The sequence below is a fragment of the Streptomyces sp. 142MFCol3.1 genome (assembly GCF_000424945.1).
In the GTDB taxonomy this organism is placed as follows: domain Bacteria; phylum Actinomycetota; class Actinomycetes; order Streptomycetales; family Streptomycetaceae; genus Streptomyces; species Streptomyces siamensis.
The window spans coordinates 204,017-222,673 of sequence record NZ_AUKV01000012.1; the positions used below are offsets into that span (position 1 = coordinate 204,017).

Here is an 18,657-nt window from a genome sequence, read left to right on the forward strand (position 1 = left end):
GCCCGGACCGCCCGGCTCACCGGCCGTGGCCCGGCCTCAGCGGCACGGCCGAGTGACGTCCCGCCGAGCGGGACACGGGCGGGGTCAGCGGACCGCTTCGCCCTGAGCCACCTCGACCTGGTGGTGGAAGGCGAGCACCCCGGCCGCCGAGGAGCCGGCCGACACGCAGGCGCAGGCGACCACGAGCAGGGCCGGCCAGAAGGCGGCGCGGGAGCGGCGCCGGGGAGCGGCGAGGAGGGCGGCGACGCGCCGGGGCACGGGCCCCGTGCTGACCGCGGGGGCGAAGTCGGGACGGTCCGAGCGGGCCGCCTGCGTGGCCAGCGCGGCACGGGCGATGGCGCGCGCGGTCAGTCTCCGGTCCCCCACCACGGCGGCCGCCGCCTCGTCGGCGGCGCGCTCCGCGGCGAGCGCGACGGCCGCACGGACCGGGCGCAGACCTGGATGGCAGTGCGCGGCGAGCTCGGCCGCGAGAAGGAAACGGTGGTGGCCGTAGTCGTTGTGGGCGCGTTCGTGGGCGAAGAGCACTTCGCGTTCGCGGGGGGCGAGGCTGCGAAGCATCGCGGTGGTGACGACGATGCGGTGCGGGCGGCCCGGCAGGGCATAGGCGTCCGGGTGCGGTGACTCGATGACGCACAGGTCGCCCGCGGCGGGGCGGCGGCCGGCCCGGGTCCGGGCCACTCGGAAGGCGCGCAGCTGACGCACGGCGGAACGGACGAGGGTCCAGGCGCCGACGGTGAGCACACCGGTGGCGCCCGCTGCGGCGGGCAGCACGACCAGGTCGGACGCGGTGCGCAGCGGATGGACGAGTTCGCCGAGGCTCGCGAGGACCGGCACCTTGAGCAGGCCGTTGAGGACGAGGGCGCCGAGCGCCGCCACGGACGCGCCGGCCAGCACGAGGACCGCGCAGGTCAGCGTCCACAGCGCGGTCACCGGCGCGAGCCGGTCGAGACAGCGGCGGGCGAGCGGCGGCAGCGTGAAGGGCAGCAGCAGCGGGAGGAAGAGCAGGGCCGTCATCGCCCACCCGATTCCGGCAGGCATTCCCCGCCGGGCTCCGTCAGGCCGTGCTCGGCCGTTCCCGGGGAGCCGTCGGACTCCAGCAGGTCGCGCAGGAGGCGTTCGTCGTCGGGGCTGAGCTGGGCGACGAACCGGGCGAGGGCGGTCCCCCGGTCGTCGTCCCGGTCCAGTTCGGTGTGCATGCGCCGGGCGGTCAGGCCGTGCGGGTCCTGGACGGGGAAGTACGCGAAGCCGCGGCCCTGCCGCTCACGGCCGACGATCCCCTTCTCGTGCAGCCGGGACAGGATCGTCGTCACCGTCGTCCGGGCGAGGCCGGAGTCCAGCTCCGCCTGGACGCGCCCGGGCGTCAGGGGTGCGCCCGCGGCCCAGAGAGCGGCCAGCACGTCGGCCTCGAGCTCGCCCGCCGGCCGGCGTTCGTCCTTCGCACTGCTCATGGGCACGATCCTCATCCCGTCATCGTCTACAGTCCAGTAGACCATCTACGGGATTGTAGTCACCGAGGTGTGCCTCGACGCTCCGACGCTACGCGCCGGTCGCACGTGAGCGGTCGTGCGCGGACGACCGCGCCCGCGGCCGGCCCGGTCCTGCGGTGGTTCACAGGACCCGGCGTCGCACCAGTACGCCCAGCGCCATGAGGCCCGGGAGCAGGGGCAGCCAGGTGGTGAGCAGCCGGTAGCCGAGGACGGTCGAGGCGGCCGCGCTGCCGGACGCCCCCGCGAGAGTCAGGGCCAGGGCGAGGGCGGCGTCCAGCGAGCCGAGGCCGCCGGGAGTGGGCAGCAGGACCGCGGCACCGCTGGCGGCGAGGTAGGCCAGGGCCACCTCGGCCGGGGGCAGCGGCAGGCCGACGGACTGGGCCACGGCGACGACGACGACCGCGTGCAGCCCGGCGAACGCCAGCGAGCCGCCCCACAACGCGGCCGCCCGTCCGGGGACCTCGTGCACCGCGCGGACGTCCGCGAGCACCGCCCGCAGCGCGCGCCGCAGGAGCCCCGAGAGCACGATCACAGCGGTGGCGAGCACCAGGACGGTCACGGCCCATGCCGCCGGGGAGACATGCGGAAAGCGCAGGGTGCCGGGGCAGGCGGGCGCCAGCGCGGCGATCAGCAGGGCACGGGCCACGGCGCCGGCCGTCGCCTTGACGGCGAGCGCCGTCGCCGACCTGGGCACCGGCAGCCCGCACCGGTTCAGGAAGCGGAAGTTGACCGCTCCGGAGCCCAGTCCCGCGGGCAGCAGATGGTTGGCGGCACAGGCCGCGAACTGGACCGCCACCAGGCGGCCGGTGGGCAGCGGCCGGACCACGGCGCCTTGTTGGGCGAGGGCTGAACATGCCCAGGTCGCCAGGGCGGCCGCGGCCGCCACGAGCAGCCAGCCGCGGTCGGCGTGGGCGAGCCGGCCCGCCGCGGTCTCGATCACCGGCCAGTGCCGCCAGGCCAGCCAGCCGGTGCAGAGCAGGACGGCCAGCGCGATCCCGGCCTGCCAAGGCGCCCGCCGGCCCAGGGCCGTCTCGGCGGTGCCGGGCGGAGAACTCATGAGGCCCGTCCTCCCGGCCCGGTGGGGGCGAGGTAGGCGCGCAGGCCGCCGATGCGATGGACTTCCCAGGTCCGGGCGAACGCGGGCGGTCGGCCGCTTCGGGAGGTCAGCACCGCGACCGGCCGGCTCCGTCCGGTCCGCGCGAGCGCCTGCCCGGTCGTGTTCGCGTTGTGCCCTGAGGTCGCGACGGAGGCGCACCCGGCGCGGAAGGCGATCGGGACGGCGTCCCGGCCGGTCAGGACGCACGGCGGCCGTATCCCCAGCCCGCGCAGGTCGGCGGCGGCGCGGGCCCAGTCGCGACGGGAGTCCGTGGCGTCGCGGACGGTGTCTTCGAGCACGGTGTACTGGACCGCCAGATGGCAGGCGAGGCCGAGCGCGACCGCGGTCACGGCCGCCGGGCGCCACACGCCGTGCGCGACGGTGACGAGACGGACGAGGGCGTCGGCGACCGGGAGGGAGAGGAGCGCGTAGGCCGGGAGCAGGAAGCGCGGGGCGGCGTAGCCGATCATGAACAGGTACGGGAACGCGGCCGTCGCGGCGCAGGCCAGCGGGAGCAGCGTGGGCGCCGTGCGCCGGGCCCTGACCGCGGCCACGAGACCTGCCGCGGCCAGGGGGAGCAGCGCGAACCACCACACCAGCACGGCGGTGTCGGGCATCGCGCCGGTGCAGGGGCGGCACAGGATGCGTCCGCCCAGGCTGCGCATCTGGTCGGCGACGGCGATGTTCCAGCCCAGGCCGCCCTGGATGCGGGAGCCGTCGGCGAGCCTCTGGCCGAGGCCCCCGTAGCCGATGTACGCCTCGACGATCCACTCGGCCGCGCCGGCCATCAGGCCCCCGGCCAGCGCGGCGGGCAGCCAGGGCCGTCGTCGGCGCAGCTCCGGCACCGCGAGGACCAGCAGCGGGAGGGTCGCCCAGACCGCGTCGGTGGGCCGCATCCACGCCATCAGCGCCGCGCCCAGCCCCACGCCCCACAGCGCCGCCCGGTTGCGGGGGACGGAGCGTGCCCGCAGGAAGCAGGCGACGCACAGCAGTGCTCCGACGGCGACCCAGTAGTTGGGCATGGCCTGCGGACCGTAGAAGAGGGTCACCCACAGGGTCGCGAACAGGGTGCCGGCCAGGGCGAGCAGCCGCGCCGGGAACAGGTGCCGCCAGGCGCACAGCGCCACGAAGAGGCCGAGCCCCGACAGCAGGGCCAGACACACCCGCAGGAGTGCCGTGGACGACGACCAGGAGGCGACGGGGGCGACGAGCAGGGGGACGCCGCGGGCGCGGGGTGCGCTGAAGAACGCCGCCGGCGCGTCCCCGCTGACCTGGCTGACGTAGACCGTCTCGTCCCAGCCGAGCCCCATGCCGGGCCCCACCAGCAGCAGTTGGGCCAGAGTGAAGGCGAGGGCCACGAGGGCGATCCCGCGCCGTCCGCCGACGTACCGAGCGGCCGGACGGCCCGACGGCCGACCGGCCGCCCTTTCGGCACCGGCGAGCGGAATGTCCGCGGTCCTGACCATCGTCCTCCCTCCAGCCCTACAAGCTGTAGGGCCCCTTCGACCCACGTGACGCGAGGCAAGGGTCAAATCCGTGAAATCATGGACAAATTACCGCGCACCTCAGGGCCTCGCAGTCCGGGAACGGCATCCGGGGCGAGCGCCTCGCGCCCCGGTCCCCCGTCTCGCCCGAGGCCCGGACCGGCCTCCGCTCCCCCCTACGCGCTGTAAGGTGGCGACCATGGCTGGCACGAGCCCCCACGGCAGAGCGGACCGGCGCGGCGCGGGCGAGTTGGAGAGCGCGGTGCTCGCCACCCTCTGGGCCACCGACGACGCCCTGACGCCCGCCCAGATCCAGGGAGAGATCGGCGGGGGCCTCGCCTACAACACCGTGCACACCATCCTCAAGCGCCTGTACGACAAGGGGTTGGTGCGCCGCGACGTCGACGGGCGGCGCGGCGCCTACCGGCCCACGAAGGACGCGGCCGAGATGACCGCCGACGCCATGCACGAGGCGCTCGACCGCGGCCCCGATCCGATCGCCGCCCTCCGGCACTTCGTCACCGGGCTGAGCCCGCAGGAGGGAGCGGTTCTGCGCGGGCTGCTCGACGGGGACGAGCCGTGATGATCGACGTCCATGCCGTGGACGTCACCCTCGCTCGTGTCGTCCCCTCCACCAGGTGGCCGGTCCCTCGCGTCAGCGGCCGGCAGCCGTGGGACGCCTTCCACTGCGGTCCGGGACACGGCCGACCGGCCTTCGGCGGCTACTTCTCCTCGGAGGGGACCTGTGCGGCGAAGGCCCGGTAGGCGGACTCGTCGAAGAGGACGAAGGTGACCTCCTCGACGTCCGTCGGGGTGGCCCGGACCGTCTCCACGGCGATCCTCGCGGCGTCGTCCATCGGCCACCCGTAGATGCCGGCGGACACGGCCGGAAAGGCGACCGTGCGCGCGCCGAGTTCGTCGGCGACGCGCAGGGACTCGCGGTAGCAGGACGCGAGCAGCGCCGAGCGGTCGTCCTCGCGGCTGTACACCGGCCCCACGGTGTGGATCACCCAGCGCGCGTCCAGTTCGCCGGCGGTCGTGGCGACGGCCCGGCCGGTGGGCAGACCCTTGCCGTAATGCGAGGCGCGCAGCCTGCGGCAGTCCTCGAGGACGGCAGGGCCGCCGCGGCGGTGGATGGCTCCGTCCACGCCTCCGCCGCCGAGCAGCGAGGAGTTCGCCGCGTTGACGACGGCGTCCACGCTCTGCCGGGTGATGTCGCCCTGGACCAGCTTGATCGCGGTCATGCCTGTCTGAGTCTCCTCCACACGGCCTTCGCCGCGTTGTGCCCCGACATGCCGTGGACGCCCGGGCCCGGTGGGGTGGCGGACGAACAGATGAAGACGGCCGGGTGGGGGGTGCCGTAAGGGAACAGGGACAGTCTGGGGCGCAGCAGGAGCTGAAGCCCGGAGGCGGCGCCGCAGGCGATGTCACCGCCCACGTAGTTCGCGTTGCGGGTGGCCAGCTCCGGCGGGCCCGCTGTCGCACGGGCGAGCACACGGTCGCGGAAGCCCGGCGCGAAACGCTCCAGCTGCCGCTCGATCGCGTCCGTGAGGTCACCGCTCCAGCCGTTCGGCACGTGTCCGTACGCCCAGAAGACCTGCTTGCCCTCGGGCGCGCGGCTGGGGTCGGCGACACCGGGCTGCACGGTGATCAGGAAGGGCGTGTCCGGTGCCCGGCCCTCTCGGGAGGCCGCGTGCAGCGCACCGGCGATCTCCGCACGGCTGCCGCCGACCTGCACGGTACCGGCGGCGCGCGCCTCCTTCGCGGTCCAGGGCACGGGCCCGTCCAGCGCGTAGTCGATCTTGAACACGCTCGCCCCGTACCGGTAGTGCTCGTAGAACCGGCCGAGCCCGGCGATGCGGGCCAGGGCGGTGGGCGAGGTGTCGAAGACGTACGCGCGGGCGGGCGGCAGGTCGTCGAGGCGCTTGACCTCGTAGTCGGTGTGGACGGTGCCGCCGAGGTCCTCGAGGTACGCGGCGAGCGCGTCGGAGATGGCCTGCGAGCCGCCGCGCGCGACCGGCCAGCCCCGGGCGTGCGCGGCCAGCGCGAAGACGAGGCCGACGGCGCCGGTGGCGAAGCCGCCGAGCGGGGCGATGACATGGGCGACGAGGCCCGCGAACAGTGCCTGGGCCCGCTCGTCGCGGAAGCGGCGCATCAGCCAGGTCGAGGGCGGCAGCCCCGTGAGGCCGAAGCGGGCGAGGGTGACCGGGTCCCGGGGCAGCGCGGTCAGCGGCAGCGACATGAAGTCGTGCGCCAGCGTGTCCCACTTGGTGAGGAAGGGCGCGACCAGCCGGCGGTACGCCCCGGCGTCGCGCGGGCCGAACGACGCGGCCGTCTCGGCGACGGACCGCGCCAGCACCGCTGCCGTGCCGTCCGTGAAAGGGTGCGCCATGGGCAGCTCGGCGTGCAGCCACTCCAGGCCGTACCGCTCCAGGGGCATCGCCCGGAACGCGGGAGAATTGACGCCCAGCGGGTGCGCCGCCGAGCAGGGGTCGTGGCGGAAGCCGGGCAGGGTCAGCTCTTCGGTCCGCGCTCCCCCGCCCACGGTGTCCCGGGCCTCGAAGACGGCCACGGAGAAGCCGCGGCGGGCCAGCTCCACGGCAGCGGTCAGTCCGTTCGGCCCCGCACCCACCACGACGGCATCGAGCATCGACGGCACCTTCGGACTCCTTTGTCAGCCGATGGCCACTGGGGATCAGGATATGCCGCAGGACCGACAGCCTTGGCGGCGCGGGGGGTTGGGAAGGAGACACCTCCCGACGTGCGCGGGGCGGCCCACGCCCCCCGGGGGGGCTCGGCGGAGGCACCGGCGAGCTCCCCGAGCCCGACCGGCAGCACCCTGGTCCCGGCGCCATCAGCCCCCTGCCCCGGTCACGCTCGGTCCAGCGCCCGGACCGGGCCCGGCGGAACCTGGTGCGTCCGCGGCAGGCCGGCGTCTTCTCGAGGGCCCCTCCCCCTTCGGGTTCGGTACCGCCGCGCACGACGGACTCCGTACGGGCAGTGATGCCCTCACCGGGGTCGGGCGGCGGACGCCGGGCGGCGGTGGCCGTGCTCGTCCGGGTGCCGCTCCGCGGCCGGGCTCGTCGACGGCGGGCTCGGTGTCATCCCGGCCGGCCGACCGCTCCGACAGCCGGGGCCGTGACCAGGCGTAACCCCAAGCGGTCGAGCTCACCGGCACCGACGGGGCGGGTCGGTGACCGGGCAGGCCCTCGGTGTCACCCCGGAAGGCCGAGCTCACCGCAGATCGGGACGGGGTGCTCCGGCCGGGAGGGGCCGGGTCGGCGTCGGGTCGGGCTCACGCCGACAGCAGGGCCACCACGCGGCGGGCGGTGGCCTCGTCCCGGGCCGCGGTGAACGGCAGCGCGTTGCCCCCCGTCACGCGGAACGGCTCGCCCGCGAGGGTCAGGTGGGCGCCGCCCGCCTCCTCCACAAGGAGCAGGCCCGCGGCGTGGTCCCACGCCGCCTCCCATGAGAACGCGACCGCGTCCGACTCCCCCCGTGCCACGGCCAGGTACTCAAGGCCGGCCGAGCCGCAGGGGCGCGGGACGACTCCCTCGACGCGCAGGCCGATCAGCGCGCGCTTCTGGTCGTCCGTGGTGTAGTCCGGGTGGGACGTGGCGACGTCCAGGTCACGGCCGGGCACCGGCGAGCCGGAGCGCAGGGGCACGCCGTCGAGGAAGGCTCCCCGGCCGCGTATCGCGACGGCGAACTCGTCGCGCGCGGGGGCGTACGTCCAGGAGGCGAGCACGACTCCGTCCCGGGCGAGCGCGACGAGCGTGCAGAAGCCGGGATCGCCGTGCACGAACTGGCGGGTGCCGTCGACGGGGTCGACGATCCAGACCGGCGCGGAGCGCTGGATCGCCTCGTAGGTGGCGGGGTCGGCGTGCACCGCTTCCTCGCCGACGACGACCGAGCCGGGCAGCAGCGCGGTGAGGGCACCGGTCAGATACTGCTCGGCCTTGCGGTCGGCGTCCGTCACCAGGTCGTGCGGGCCGGACTTCTGGTCGATCTCATGCGCTGCGAGCTGCCGGAAGCGGGGCATGATCTCGGCCGCCGCCGCCTCGCGGACCGCTTCTTCGACGTCGGAGCTGTGCCGGGCGAGAAACTCGTCGATGGTTTCGATGTCTTCGATCATGGCTCCATGAGAGCACGCGCCGCTGACAATCCCCGCACGCCCGGTGCACTCCGGGTGGAATCCGGATGAACTCCGAGGGGCGCCGCACTCAGCGTCCGACCGCGTACCCCTGCATCCCGCGCGGATTCGCCGCGGCCGACAGCACGCCGGTCGCGGGGTCCCGCGCGACCGCGCACAGACGTCCCTCCGACCACGCCTCTCCCACCTGGACGTCGTGCCCGCGGCGCCGCAGCTCGTCGACGACCGCCTCGTCCGTGCGGGCCTCGACCGTGAGGCTGCCGGGGTGCATGCCGCGCGGGTAGAAGGAGCCGGGGAAGCTGTCGTTGTGCCAGTTCGGGGCGTCGATCGCGCCTTGGAGGTCGAGACCGCCGCGCACGGCGGAGCGCAGCGCCACGGCCAGGAAGAAGTGCGTCTGCCACTGGTCCTGCTGGTCTCCTCCCGGCGTACCGAACGCCATGACCGGGACGCCGTCGCGCAGGGCGAGCGACGGGGTGAGCGTGGTGCGGGGACGGCGGCCCGGCGCGAGGGAGTTGGGCAGTCCCTCCTCCAGCCAGGTCATCTGGAGCCGTGTACCGAGCGGGAAGCCCAGTTCGGGCACGACGGGGTTGGACTGGAGCCAGCCGCCGCTGGGCGTGGCGGCGACCATGTTGCCCCAGCGGTCGACGACGTCGAGGTGGCAGGTGTCGCCCCGGGTGCCGCCGTCGGCCGCGACCTCGGGTTCCGGGGCCGTGCGGGCGGGCCGTGCCACGGTGGGTTCGCCCGCGCCGGGCGCCGCGAGCGCGTCGAAGCCGGGTTCCCACGGAGCGGGCACGCGCGCGTGCCCGCTCAGCCGCGGGACGCGCCCTCCGGGGCTGCCGGGACGCAGCTCGTACGACGCCTTGTCGCCGACGAGCGCCCGCCGCTCGGCGTTGTACGACTCGCAGAGCAGCTCGTCGAGGGGTACGTCGTCGGCGTCCCCGTACCAGGCCTCCCGGTCGGCCATGGCGAGCTTGCAGCCCTCGACGAGCAGGTGGACGTACTCGGCGGAGCCGTACGCGGGCAGTTCGGGCGGCAACAGGGCCAGCTGCTGCAGCAGGACCGGGCCCTGGCTCCAGGGGCCCGCCTTGCACAGGGTCCAGCCGCGCCAGTCGTAGGTCACGGGCGGTTCGTAGGTGGCGGACCAGCTCGCGAGGTCCGCGGCCGTCAGGGTGCCGGTGTGGCGCTCGCCGCTGGTGTCCAGGGTGGGGCGGCGGGCCTGGCGCACCAGGGCCTCGGCGATGAAGCCGGAGCGCCAGACCCGGCGCGCGGCCTCGATCTGTTCCACCCGGCCGTCCTCCGCGGAGACCTCGGCGAGGAGCCGGCGCCAGGTCGCGGCCAGGGCGGGGTTGCGGAACAGCTCGCCGGGGCGGGGCGCCCTGCCCTCCGGCAGGTACACCTCGGCCGAGGTCGTCCACTCCGTCTCGAACAGCTCGCGCACCGTCTCGACGGTCTCTCCGACGCGTTCCACGGGCGCGTGGCCGTCCTCGGCGTATCCGATGGCGTACGCGAGGACGTCGGCGAGCGGCTTGGTGCCGTGGTCGCGCAGCAGGAGCATCCAGGCGTCGAAGGCGCCCGGCACGGCGGCGGCGAGGGGCCCGGTGCCGGGGACGAGGTCCAGCCCGAGCCCCTTGTAGTGGGCGACCGTCGCACCCGCGGGCGCGACGCCCTGCCCGCACAGCACCCTCACCTCGCCACCGGCCGGGGCGAGGATGATCGGGACCTCGCCCGCGGGTCCGTTGAGGTGGGGTTCGACGACGTGCAGGACGAAGCCCGCGGCGACGGCGGCGTCGTACGCGTTGCCGCCGTCCTCCAGGACGGCCATCGCGGACTGCGAGGCGAGCCAGTGGGTCGAGGACACCATGCCGAAGGTGCCCTGGAGCGTCGGTCGGGTCGTGAACATGCCTGCCACCTCGCTGTGCCGAGCGATCAACCTCGCCCACGACTATGGCACTTGCCGCGGCCAGGGCGGCAGGGTGGCCCGCCCGGATCGGACGGGCGCCTTCCGGGACGTCCCACGGACCGGCCCCGCCGGTACGGAAGAACCCGGAATGATCGGAATCATTCGCCCCCGGCCGTCGTTGCTCCTCGTGGAACTGAACGGAGGCGGATCGGTGCACGGTGAGTACAAGGTCCCCGGCGGCAAGCTCGTCGTGGTGGATCTGGACGTCGAGGGCGCGGTGCTGCGCCACGCGCGCGTGGCGGGCGACTTCTTCCTCGAACCCGACGAGGCGCTGGACGCCGTCAATCACGCGCTGGAGGGTGCGCCGGCCGACACCGACGCGGCGGGTCTCGCCGCCCGCATCGACGCCGCGCTGCCCGAGGGCACGGTCATGTACGGCCTGACCTCGGAGGGCATCGGGATCGCGGTGCGCCGGGCGCTGGCGCACGCCGCCGACTGGACGGACTACGACTGGCAGTTGATCCACGAGGGGCCGCAGTCCCCGGCCCTGCACATGGCACTGGACGAGGTGCTGACCACGGAGGTGGCCGCGGGCCGGCGTGCGCCGACGCTGCGGGTGTGGGAGTGGGGCGCCCCGTCCGTGATCATCGGCAGTTTCCAGTCCCTGCGCAACGAGGTCGACCCGGCGGGCGCCGCCCGGCACGGCATCGAGGTGGTCCGCCGCATCTCCGGCGGCGGCGCGATGTTCGTGGAGCCGGGCAACACCATCACGTACTCGCTCTCGGTGCCCGAGGCCCTGGTCCAGGGCCTGTCGTTCCAGGACAGCTACGCGTATCTCGACGACTGGGTGCTGGGCGCGCTCGGCGACATGGGGATCAAAGCCTGGTACCAGCCGTTGAACGACATCGCGACGGATCAGGGGAAGATCGCCGGCGCCGCCCAGAAGCGGGTGGTCGGACCCGGCGGGGGCCCGGGCGCCGTGCTGCACCACGTGACCATGTCGTACGACATCGACGCCGACAAGATGCTCGAAGTGCTGCGCATCGGGCGGGAGAAGCTCTCCGACAAGGGGACGAAGAGCGCGAAGAAGCGGGTCGACCCGCTGCGGCGGCAGACGGGACTGGCGCGCGAGGCGGTCATCGAGCGGATGATCGACTCGTTCCGCGGGCGGTACGGGCTGGTGGACGGCAAGGTGACGCCGGAGGAACTGGCGCGGGCGCAGGAGCTGGCCCGCTCGAAGTTCGGCGCCCCGGAATGGACCGCGCGCGTGCCGTGACCGGTGCCGCGCGCGGCACCCGCCGCCAGGGCCTGTCCGATGCCTCCCGGCGTCGACCGCAGGGCGGCCCGGCGGCGTCAGGTGCGTGCGCTCGGTGTGCCGGGCGCGGCCCCTCGTGCTGGATGTACTCGGGGCTGTGCCCGGTGCGGCGAGCGTGCGTGCATGGCGTCGCACCGGGCGGGCGGGAATTGTCCGACAGGTCCTGGCTAGGTGGCCGGTGCCCAGGCTGTCGTGCCCAGGGTGTTCTCCGGGCCGATGTCGAGGGGGTCCGGCAGGCGTACCGTCGTGGGGCTCCGCCCCGCGGCCGGGGCGACCCGCAGGTAGGTGCCGTCCTCTGCGGCCATCCGCCAGTACAGGCCCGCCCGCGCGCTCTCGCCGGGACCGAGCGTGAGTGCCTCGGGGCCGGGGTCCTCGGGCGCCATGGCCACCTGGTCGGTGCCCTCCACGGTCAGCACGCCGGGGATCGGGTCGCCCTCCGCGCCGAGGACCCGGACGGACGGGTACCCCTTCAACTCGTACGGCTTCTTGCCGCAGTTGGTGAGCGTGATGGTCATGGCGCGCAGTCCCATGGCCGCCTCCACGGGGCCGGTGCCGACGCGCAGGCCGGACGGCGGGCAGCCGCGGTCCTGCTGCACCGGGACGGCAGGTGACGATTCCGGCCCTCCGGGGACGGCGAGTGACGTCTCGGAGACCACGGGAGCGGACGGCTGGGCGGCGCGGGTCCGGGTGGCGGCGGGGGTGGGCTCCCGTCCGGGGTTGCGCTCGCGGTCCAGCTCCGCGGAAAGTCCGCAGCCGCTGAGGGTGAGCGCCAGCAGACAGGCGAGAGCGGCGGAACGGATTCGCTTGCGGTGTGTGGCGATCACGGACCGATGATCGCACGAGGCGGCCTCGACGGACGGCCTCACTCCGTGTGCCCACGTGCCGTGACGAGACCCGACTCGTAGGCGAAGACGACCAGTTGGGCGCGGTCGCGGGCCCCCAGCTTCGTCATCGCGCGACTGATGTGGGTCTTGGCCGTCAGCGGGCTGATCACCATGTGCGCGGCGATCTCCTCGTTGGTCAGGCCGCGCGCGGCGAGCGCGGTGACCTCGCTCTCTCGACGGGTGAGGCATTCGAGTCCCGGCGCCGTGGCCCGGTCGGGGGGACGGGCCACGAACTCCCCGATCAGCGTCCGGGTCACGGACGGGGACAGCAGCGCCTCGCCGAGCGCGACGACCTCGATGGCCTGGAGCAGATCGGCCGGTTCGGTGTCCTTGAGCAGAAACCCGCTGGCGCCGGCCCGCAACGCCTCGAAGACGTACTCGTCCAGGCCGTAGTTGGTGAGGATGACGACGCGTACGCCGGAGAGTGCGGGGTCCTCCGCGATACGGCGGGTCGCCTCGATGCCCGTCATCACGGGCATCTGCACGTCGACGAGGGCGACGTCGGGGATCTGCGCGCGGACGAGCGCGAGCCCCTGCTCGCCGTCGGCGGCCTCACCCACCACCTCGATGCCGTCCTCCGCCTCCAGCAGGGCGCGGAAGCCGGCGCGCATGAGGGCCTGGTCGTCGACGAGCGCCACCCTGATCACGGGGCGTCCCCGGGCGGGCACAGCGGAAGGGCGGCCCGGACCGAGAAGCCGCCCTCGGTGCGCGGGGCGGCGTGCAGGGTGCCGCCCAGGGCCTGGACGCGCTCACGCATTCCGGTCAGTCCGATGCCGGGGACGGGCGCGCAAGAGGGCCGTGCGGTGCCGTCGTCGTCGACGCGGATCGTCAACTCCTGCTGCTCATAGCCGAGTTCGACCAGGACCTTGGCGGGCCCCGCGTGCCGGGCGGCGTTGGTGAGGGCCTCCTGCACGATGCGGTACGCGGCACGGTCCACGGTCGCCGTCAGGGGCCGTTCCTCGCCGGTCACCCGGAGGTCGACGGCGAGGCCCGCGGCACGCGCCCGTTCCACGAGCACAGCTGGTGTGCCGGTCGGCTCGTCGGTGCGCAACACCTCCAGGGTGGAGCGCAGTTCGCGCATCGCCTCGCCGCTCGCCGCCTGGATGGCGAGCAGCGCGGGCGGTATCTCCTCGCCGCGCTTGCGGGCGAGGTGCACGGCCACCCCGGCCTGGAGCTTGACGATCGAGATGCTGTGCGTGAGCGAGTCGTGCAACTCCCGTGCGATGCGCAGCCGTTCCTCGCCGGCGCGCCGCAGGGCCGCCTCCTCTCGAGTGCGTTCGGCCTCCAGGGCGCGCTGCTCCGTCTGCCGCAGATACGCCTGCCAGTTCCGGTCGGCGAGGCCGGTGACCAGGGCGCAGAGGAACCAGCCGGTGAGCAGCGTCGTCCGCTCCACGAGCTCCTGGGTCGTGGGGCCCGCGGTCGCGAAGCCCGCGAGGAACACGACGCTCGCCAGCGCGGCCACGCCGCGGCGACCGGCTCGTGCCGCCGTGTGGACGGCGCTCAGCACCGGGAGCGCGGACAGCGAGCCGGGGTGGGCGTGCACGACGTACGCGGTGGTGGTGACCGTGGTGATCGCCAGCACGGCGCGCGGGGTGCTGCGGTAGGCGGCGAGGGCCAGTGAGCCGAGGGCGACGAGGGCGAGGTCGACGGGGGTCGTGTCGGCGTCGAAGGCGGCCGCGGTCAGCACGAGCGCGCCGACGACGACCGCGAGGGCCGTGTCGGCCAGGCGTCTGCGGGTGGCCTGGTCGAGCTGCATGGACGGCACTTTATGCGTCGGGCGCGAAACCCGCGTCAGACCTGTGGAGGGCACCCGGCCTACTCCCGGCGGAGTAGGCCGGGCGTTTCCCGGGCCCGGTGGAGCAGCCCGCATCGCCTCCGGGTGTACGACGCCCCCAGGGCCCCGTCCGGGCGAGGGTTCTCACGGCGCAGCACATGGCATCCGGCGCCGCCGGGGGTGCCGCGCTCGCCCGACCCAGGAGGCATGACATGCCGCTCTCCAGCCCCTTCCGGTACACCACCCCACCGCCGCCCGACGCGGCGAGGGGACGGACCGCCGAGGTCTACGCCCAGCTCTCCGAGGACTTCGGCATCGCGCGTCCGCCGACCTTCGTGGTCCTCTCCTCCGCTCCCGAACTCATGGCCGCTTCCTGGGCGTTGATGCGCGAGTCGCTCGTCGCGGGCGCCGGCGGGCGGGCGGACAAGGAGCTCGCGGCACTCGGGGTGTCCCAGGCGAACCGCTGCCCGTTCTGTGTGGACGCGCACACGATGCTGCTGCACGCCACCGGCGACCACGCGCTCGCGGAGTCGGTGGCCCGCGGCGAGGCGCCCGCCGACGCGGAGCACGCGCGTGTGCTGGCCTGGGGCCGGGCGACCCGGACCCCCGGCGCGCGGGAGCTGAGGCCGTATCCCTTCCCCGCGGCGCACGCACCCGCGTTCATCGGCACCGTGCTCTCCTTCCACTTCATCAACCGGATCGTGTCGGCGCTGCTGACGGAGAACCTGCTGCCGGGCAACATCCAGCGGTTCCGGGCGGTGCGGAGTCTGGCGGGGCGCTCGGTCGCGCGGACGGTGCGCCGCAGCCCGGCCCCGGGCGCGGGGACGACGCTGCTCGACACCACGGACCCCGGTCCCGGCTGGGCGCTCGGCACCTCCGTCGGTCCCGCCTACGCCGCCCTGCGCGACACCGCACTGCAGGGCGCGGGACTTCTCGACGAGGCCGACCGGCTGCTCGTACAGGACGTGGTCGGGCGGTGGGACGGCACGCACCCGCCGCTCGCGTGGGACGCCCTTCCGGACCGGTCCCGCCCCGGGGCGCGTCTCGCGCTGCTGGCCGCCCTCGCTCCGTACCGGATCACGGACGAGGACGTGACGGCGTGGCGCGGACCGGAGCATTCCGACCATTGTCTGGTGCATCTCGTGGCGTACGGCGCGTTCGCCGCCGTCGACCGCATCGAGAGCGCCCTGCCCGTGCGCCGGGTCCGGGAGGCGTCGTGACCGTGATCGCCAACTCCGTGCAGGCAGAGGCCTGGAACGGCCCCGTCGGGGCGCACTGGGCCGCCCATCAGGAGCGGTACGACACGATGATCTCCGGCGTGAACGACGCGCTGTTCGCGGGCGCGGACATCGCACCAGGCGACCGCGTCCTGGACGTGGGCTGCGGCGCCGGGGCGACCACGCGGATCGCGGCACGGCTCGCCGCGACCGGGCACGCGGTCGGGGTGGACATCTCGGCGCCGCTGCTCGCCAGGGCGCGGGAGATCACCGCGGCCGAGGGCGTCCCGAACGCCGCGTACGAGCTCGCCGACGCGCAGGTCCACCCCTTCCCGCCCGCCGGGTACGACGTGCTGATCAGCAGGGGCGGTGTGATGTTCTTCGCGGATCACGCAGCCGCGTTCCGGAATCTGGCACGGGCGTTGCGGCCCGGCGGGCGGCTCGCGTTCGTCTGCCCGCAGCCGGCGGGTCCGGACGTGGAGGAGTCGCGGGCCCTCGGCCTCTTCGCGGGCCTTCTGGAAGGAGCCGCACGGGCCGCCGGACAGCGCTCCGGTGCGCTCCGCGGGACGGACCCTGCCGCGGAGGCCGGTGCCCGCACCGGCACGGACGCCGCTCCGGCCCCAAAGGACCGGCGGACCTGTGCGGCTGTCCAGTCCGCTCACGCCGCGATGACCGCGATGGCCTCGCTGTCCGACCCGGCACGGATCCGTGAGGCGCTGAGCCTGTACGAGGACGTGTCCGTGACGCCGGTCGACACGGAGACGGTGTGGGGACGCGACGCCCCGGACGCGGTGCGCTTCCTGCTGTCCCGCACGCCGGGCCGGTCGATCGCGTCCGAGACCCGCGCCGCGCTGGAGGACACCCTGCGCCCGTACGAGACGGCCGGCGGCGTCCGGCTCCGGGCGGCGGTGTGGCTCGTGACCGGACGGCGCAGCGCGCGACGGAGCGTCTGACGGACCGTGAGCCGGTGTCCCGTTGTCACCGCACGGGCATGGTGCCCCCGCTGTCACCGCACAGGCACGGAGCGAGTTGGCACTTTCGCCCCACAGGGACTCGTGTGACACTGGCGTCCCGTCCGCAGTGCGGACCCGCTCCGCACCGTCCCCCACGAGAAGTGAGCCGTGCGTTCTCTTCCTCTGCCGCTCGCCCTCACCGCGCGTCTGCTGCCGGTGGCCGTGCTCGCCTCGGCGGGCTGGGCCCTGACGTCAGGCCCGTTCGCCGCGGCCCCCACCGCGGAGCACAAATCGTCCCAAAAGAAGACCAGTACGGCGTCCGCGCCGTCGACGTCGGCGGCCACCAAGACGTTCACGGCATCGCCCGCGCCCTGCGGAAGCGTGCCGACGGCCACGCTCAAGTCCCTGGTCCCGGGGGCCAAGACGGCAGGCCAGGAGATTCCGTCGACGGATAAGTCGGTACGGCGCACCTGCTCCTGGAACGCCCTGAAGGGGTTCGACTACCGCTGGCTCGACGTCTCGTACGAGATCAAGGAGTCGGACCAAGCGGCACAGAAGTCGTACGAGGGTCGCATCGCGGACAAGAGCGGCGGAGGGGCGGTTCCCGGGCTCGGTGACTCGGCGTACTCCGTCGTGAACCTGACCACCGAGGACAAGCAGCAGACCCGTGAGGGGGTGGTGATCGCCCGCGCGTCGAACGCGGTGGTGATCATCACCTACAACGGCAGCGACTTCGAGACGAAGAAGGCGCCCGGCACCGACGAGATCAACAAGGGCGCCATCAAGGCGGCCAAGGCGGCGGTGGCCGCACTGGAGGACGGCCAGAAGGGCTGACCGTCCTCCCTAGCGCGTCAGGCGGTGATCTCCTGCCTGCCGCGCGGCAGCATCAGCACCAGGTACAGCACCAACGAGGTGCCGAGGCCGACCGCCCAGCCGTAGTCGGCCAGGGGTTCCAGCGCCGGGATCGGCCGTCCGTCGACCAGTGGGTGGAAGTCGGCGCCGCCGACGGCCAGGACGCCGCCGGTGACGAAGGCGACGACGGCCCGCCAGTTCCAGCCGCCGTCGTACCAGTACCGGCCGCTCGTGCGATACAGGTCCACCAGGTCGAGCCGGGTGCGCCGCAGGATCCAGTAATCGGCGATGAGGATGCCGGCGACCGTGCCGAGCAGGCCGCCGACGAGGCCGAGCCAGGTGAAGATGTAGCCCTGCGGGTCCGAGTACAGCTTCCACGGGAAGATGAGCACGCCGAGCACGCAGGTGACGAGCGCGCCCGCACGGAAACTGACCTTCCGCGGCGCGACGTTGGAGAAGTCGAAGGCAGGTGAGACCAGGTTGGCCGCGATGTTCACGGACAGGGTCGCCACCAGCACGGTCACCAGCGCGTACAGCAGTCCCACCACGTTGTCGGTCTTGGCGGCGAGCTGGACCGGGTCCCAGACCGGCTTGCCGTACACCGCCTGCGAGCCGGAGGTCACCAGCACGGAGAGGAAGGCGAAGAGGGTCATCGTGGTCGGCAGGCCGAGGGCCTGGCCCCACGTCTGCGCCTTCTGGCTCCTGCCGTACCGGGTGAAGTCCGGGATGTTCAGGGCCAGCGTGGACCAGAAGCCGATCATGCCCATGAGAGAGGGCCAGAACAGCTTCCAGAAGTCCCCGCCCCAGCCGAGCGCGGAGGGCTGGTCGAACAGCGGGCCGAAGCCGCCGGCCTTGCTGCTCATCCACCACAGCATCACGCCCGCGCCGACGAGCACGAAGGGCGCGGCCCAGTTCTCGAAGCGGCGGATCGTCTCCATGCCCCGGTAGATGATCGCGACCTGGAGCGCCCAGAAGATCGCGAAGGACAGCCACATCGTCCAGGCGTGGCCGCCGATGTGCGAGGCGTTCGCCCAGCCGTCGCCGAAGAGCTTCCCGGCGAGGAAGTAGATGGCCTCGCCGCCGATCCAGGTCTGGATGCCGAACCAGCCGCAGGCCACCAACGCCCGCACCACGGCTGGGAGGTTGGCGCCGCGAATGCCGAACGAGGCGCGCGCGAAGACGGGGAAGGGGATGCCGTACTTGGGTCCGGCGTGCCCGGTGAGCAGCATCGGGACCAGCACGATCAGATTGGCCAGGGCGATGGTGAGGACGGCCTGCTTCCAGTCCATGCCGACGGCGATCAGGCCGGAGGCCAGGGTCCAGGAGGCGGTGTTGTGGGCCATGCCGACCCACAGCGCCGAGAAGTTGTAGGTGGTCCAGGTGCGCTTCCCGGTGGGGACCGGCAGCAGGTCCTCGTTGGCGTAGGGGCCGCTGGGCTGCGGCGAACCAGGGGCGATCTCCACCCGGCCGTCGGCGAGGGTGACTTGGTGTGTCGGCGGTATGGCCGTGGGAGCGGTGTCGGTCATGGGCAGGCCAATCGAA

17 protein-coding genes are annotated in these 18,657 nt (G+C 74.0%); 5 read left to right on the top strand and 12 right to left on the bottom strand.

The features are described from left to right. Positions 1-84 precede the first annotated feature (84 nt). From H305_RS0119630 to H305_RS0119645, 4 genes are all read right to left on the bottom strand, one after another. Positions 85-1,014 (bottom strand): M48 family metalloprotease, encoded by a 930-nt coding sequence (locus H305_RS0119630; protein ID WP_028801889.1) that lies wholly within the window; start codon positions 1,012-1,014, stop codon positions 85-87. After that, the gene (locus H305_RS46465) at positions 1,011-1,448 is read right to left on the bottom strand and encodes a BlaI/MecI/CopY family transcriptional regulator (RefSeq protein WP_078629128.1); all 438 of its coding nucleotides are present in this window, start codon (positions 1,446-1,448) and stop codon (positions 1,011-1,013) included. Before H305_RS46465 ends, H305_RS0119630 begins: the two co-directional genes overlap by 4 nt. 160 nt (positions 1,449-1,608) lie before the next feature. Further along, positions 1,609-2,544: a lysylphosphatidylglycerol synthase domain-containing protein gene (locus H305_RS0119640; protein ID WP_028801890.1), complete on the bottom strand. Its 936-nt coding sequence runs from the start codon at positions 2,542-2,544 to the stop codon at positions 1,609-1,611. Next, positions 2,541-4,049 (bottom strand): hypothetical protein, encoded by a 1,509-nt coding sequence (locus H305_RS0119645; protein WP_028801891.1) that lies wholly within the window; start codon positions 4,047-4,049, stop codon positions 2,541-2,543. Before H305_RS0119645 ends, H305_RS0119640 begins: the two co-directional genes overlap by 4 nt. A gap of 217 nt (positions 4,050-4,266) precedes the next feature. Between H305_RS0119645 and H305_RS0119650 the strand changes: the two genes are divergently transcribed. Then, complete coding sequence (locus tag H305_RS0119650; protein ID WP_028801892.1) at positions 4,267-4,650, top strand: BlaI/MecI/CopY family transcriptional regulator; 384 nt, start codon at positions 4,267-4,269, stop codon at positions 4,648-4,650. Between the two features lie 139 nt (positions 4,651-4,789). Here H305_RS0119650 and H305_RS0119655 read toward each other — a convergent pair whose 3' ends face one another. From H305_RS0119655 to H305_RS0119670, 4 genes are all read right to left on the bottom strand, one after another. Beyond that, positions 4,790-5,311, bottom strand: a complete 522-nt coding sequence (locus tag H305_RS0119655; protein WP_028801893.1) for an O-acetyl-ADP-ribose deacetylase — start codon at positions 5,309-5,311, stop codon at positions 4,790-4,792. Next, positions 5,308-6,717, bottom strand: coding sequence for a phytoene desaturase family protein (locus H305_RS0119660; RefSeq protein WP_028801894.1), 1,410 nt, complete (start codon positions 6,715-6,717; stop codon positions 5,308-5,310). The genes H305_RS0119655 and H305_RS0119660 overlap by 4 nt, the downstream gene beginning before the upstream one ends. A 645-nt stretch (positions 6,718-7,362) precedes the next feature. Continuing rightward, complete coding sequence (locus H305_RS0119665; protein ID WP_028801895.1) at positions 7,363-8,202, bottom strand: inositol monophosphatase family protein; 840 nt, start codon at positions 8,200-8,202, stop codon at positions 7,363-7,365. An 88-nt stretch (positions 8,203-8,290) separates the two neighbouring features. Then, positions 8,291-10,120 (bottom strand): gamma-glutamyltransferase family protein, encoded by a 1,830-nt coding sequence (locus H305_RS0119670; protein ID WP_028801896.1) that lies wholly within the window; start codon positions 10,118-10,120, stop codon positions 8,291-8,293. A 211-nt stretch (positions 10,121-10,331) separates the two neighbouring features. On the opposite strand from H305_RS0119670, the gene H305_RS0119675 reads away from it, so the two are divergent. Next, positions 10,332-11,396: a lipoate--protein ligase family protein gene (locus H305_RS0119675; RefSeq protein ID WP_028801897.1), complete on the top strand. Its 1,065-nt coding sequence runs from the start codon at positions 10,332-10,334 to the stop codon at positions 11,394-11,396. A 206-nt stretch (positions 11,397-11,602) separates the two neighbouring features. On the opposite strand, the gene H305_RS0119680 is transcribed toward H305_RS0119675, so the two are convergent. From H305_RS0119680 to H305_RS0119690, 3 genes are read right to left on the bottom strand one after another with little or no spacing between them, the layout of a single operon-like run. After that, entirely contained in the window at positions 11,603-12,259 is a 657-nt protein-coding gene (locus H305_RS0119680) for a DUF4232 domain-containing protein (RefSeq protein ID WP_158690553.1), read from the bottom strand. Positions 12,260-12,297: 38 nt separating this feature from the next. After that, a complete protein-coding gene (locus H305_RS0119685; RefSeq protein WP_028801899.1) occupies positions 12,298-12,966 on the bottom strand; it encodes a response regulator in 669 nt (222 codons plus the stop codon). Then, positions 12,963-14,075: a sensor histidine kinase gene (locus tag H305_RS0119690; protein WP_028801900.1), complete on the bottom strand. Its 1,113-nt coding sequence runs from the start codon at positions 14,073-14,075 to the stop codon at positions 12,963-12,965. The genes H305_RS0119685 and H305_RS0119690 overlap by 4 nt, the downstream gene beginning before the upstream one ends. Before the next feature lie 230 nt (positions 14,076-14,305). Here H305_RS0119690 and H305_RS0119695 point away from each other — a divergent pair, with 230 nt between their 5' ends. From H305_RS0119695 to H305_RS0119705, 3 genes are all read left to right on the top strand, one after another. Next, complete coding sequence (locus H305_RS0119695) at positions 14,306-15,313, top strand: carboxymuconolactone decarboxylase family protein (RefSeq protein WP_028801901.1); 1,008 nt, start codon at positions 14,306-14,308, stop codon at positions 15,311-15,313. Then, positions 15,310-16,263, top strand: a complete 954-nt coding sequence (locus H305_RS0119700) for a class I SAM-dependent methyltransferase (RefSeq protein ID WP_028801902.1) — start codon at positions 15,310-15,312, stop codon at positions 16,261-16,263. Before H305_RS0119695 ends, H305_RS0119700 begins: the two co-directional genes overlap by 4 nt. 168 nt (positions 16,264-16,431) lie before the next feature. Continuing rightward, on the top strand, positions 16,432-17,097 hold the full coding sequence (locus H305_RS0119705; protein ID WP_028801903.1) for a hypothetical protein: 666 nt from the start codon (positions 16,432-16,434) through the stop codon (positions 17,095-17,097). A gap of 17 nt (positions 17,098-17,114) precedes the next feature. Here the strand turns inward: H305_RS0119705 and H305_RS0119710 are convergent, their stop codons facing one another. Then, on the bottom strand, positions 17,115-18,641 hold the full coding sequence (locus tag H305_RS0119710) for an NCS1 family nucleobase:cation symporter-1 (protein ID WP_028801904.1): 1,527 nt from the start codon (positions 18,639-18,641) through the stop codon (positions 17,115-17,117). Positions 18,642-18,657: the final 16 nt, after the last annotated feature.

Bases quoted from the DNA above. Each gene is read 5' to 3' on its own strand.
- H305_RS0119630 (WP_028801889.1), bottom strand. From the start codon at position 1,014: ATGACGGCCCTGCTCTTCCTCCCGCTGCTGCTGCCCTTCACGCTGCCG.
- H305_RS46465 (WP_078629128.1), bottom strand. From the start codon at position 1,448: ATGAGCAGTGCGAAGGACGAACGCCGGCCGGCGGGCGAGCTCGAGGCC.
- H305_RS0119640 (WP_028801890.1), bottom strand. From the start codon at position 2,544: ATGAGTTCTCCGCCCGGCACCGCCGAGACGGCCCTGGGCCGGCGGGCG.
- H305_RS0119645 (WP_028801891.1), bottom strand. From the start codon at position 4,049: ATGGTCAGGACCGCGGACATTCCGCTCGCCGGTGCCGAAAGGGCGGCC.
- H305_RS0119650 (WP_028801892.1), top strand. From the start codon at position 4,267: ATGGCTGGCACGAGCCCCCACGGCAGAGCGGACCGGCGCGGCGCGGGC.
- H305_RS0119655 (WP_028801893.1), bottom strand. From the start codon at position 5,311: ATGACCGCGATCAAGCTGGTCCAGGGCGACATCACCCGGCAGAGCGTG.
- H305_RS0119660 (WP_028801894.1), bottom strand. From the start codon at position 6,717: ATGCTCGATGCCGTCGTGGTGGGTGCGGGGCCGAACGGACTGACCGCT.
- H305_RS0119665 (WP_028801895.1), bottom strand. From the start codon at position 8,202: ATGATCGAAGACATCGAAACCATCGACGAGTTTCTCGCCCGGCACAGC.
- H305_RS0119670 (WP_028801896.1), bottom strand. From the start codon at position 10,120: ATGTTCACGACCCGACCGACGCTCCAGGGCACCTTCGGCATGGTGTCC.
- H305_RS0119690 (WP_028801900.1), bottom strand. From the start codon at position 14,075: ATGCAGCTCGACCAGGCCACCCGCAGACGCCTGGCCGACACGGCCCTC.
- H305_RS0119695 (WP_028801901.1), top strand. From the start codon at position 14,306: ATGCCGCTCTCCAGCCCCTTCCGGTACACCACCCCACCGCCGCCCGAC.
- H305_RS0119710 (WP_028801904.1), bottom strand. From the start codon at position 18,641: ATGACCGACACCGCTCCCACGGCCATACCGCCGACACACCAAGTCACC.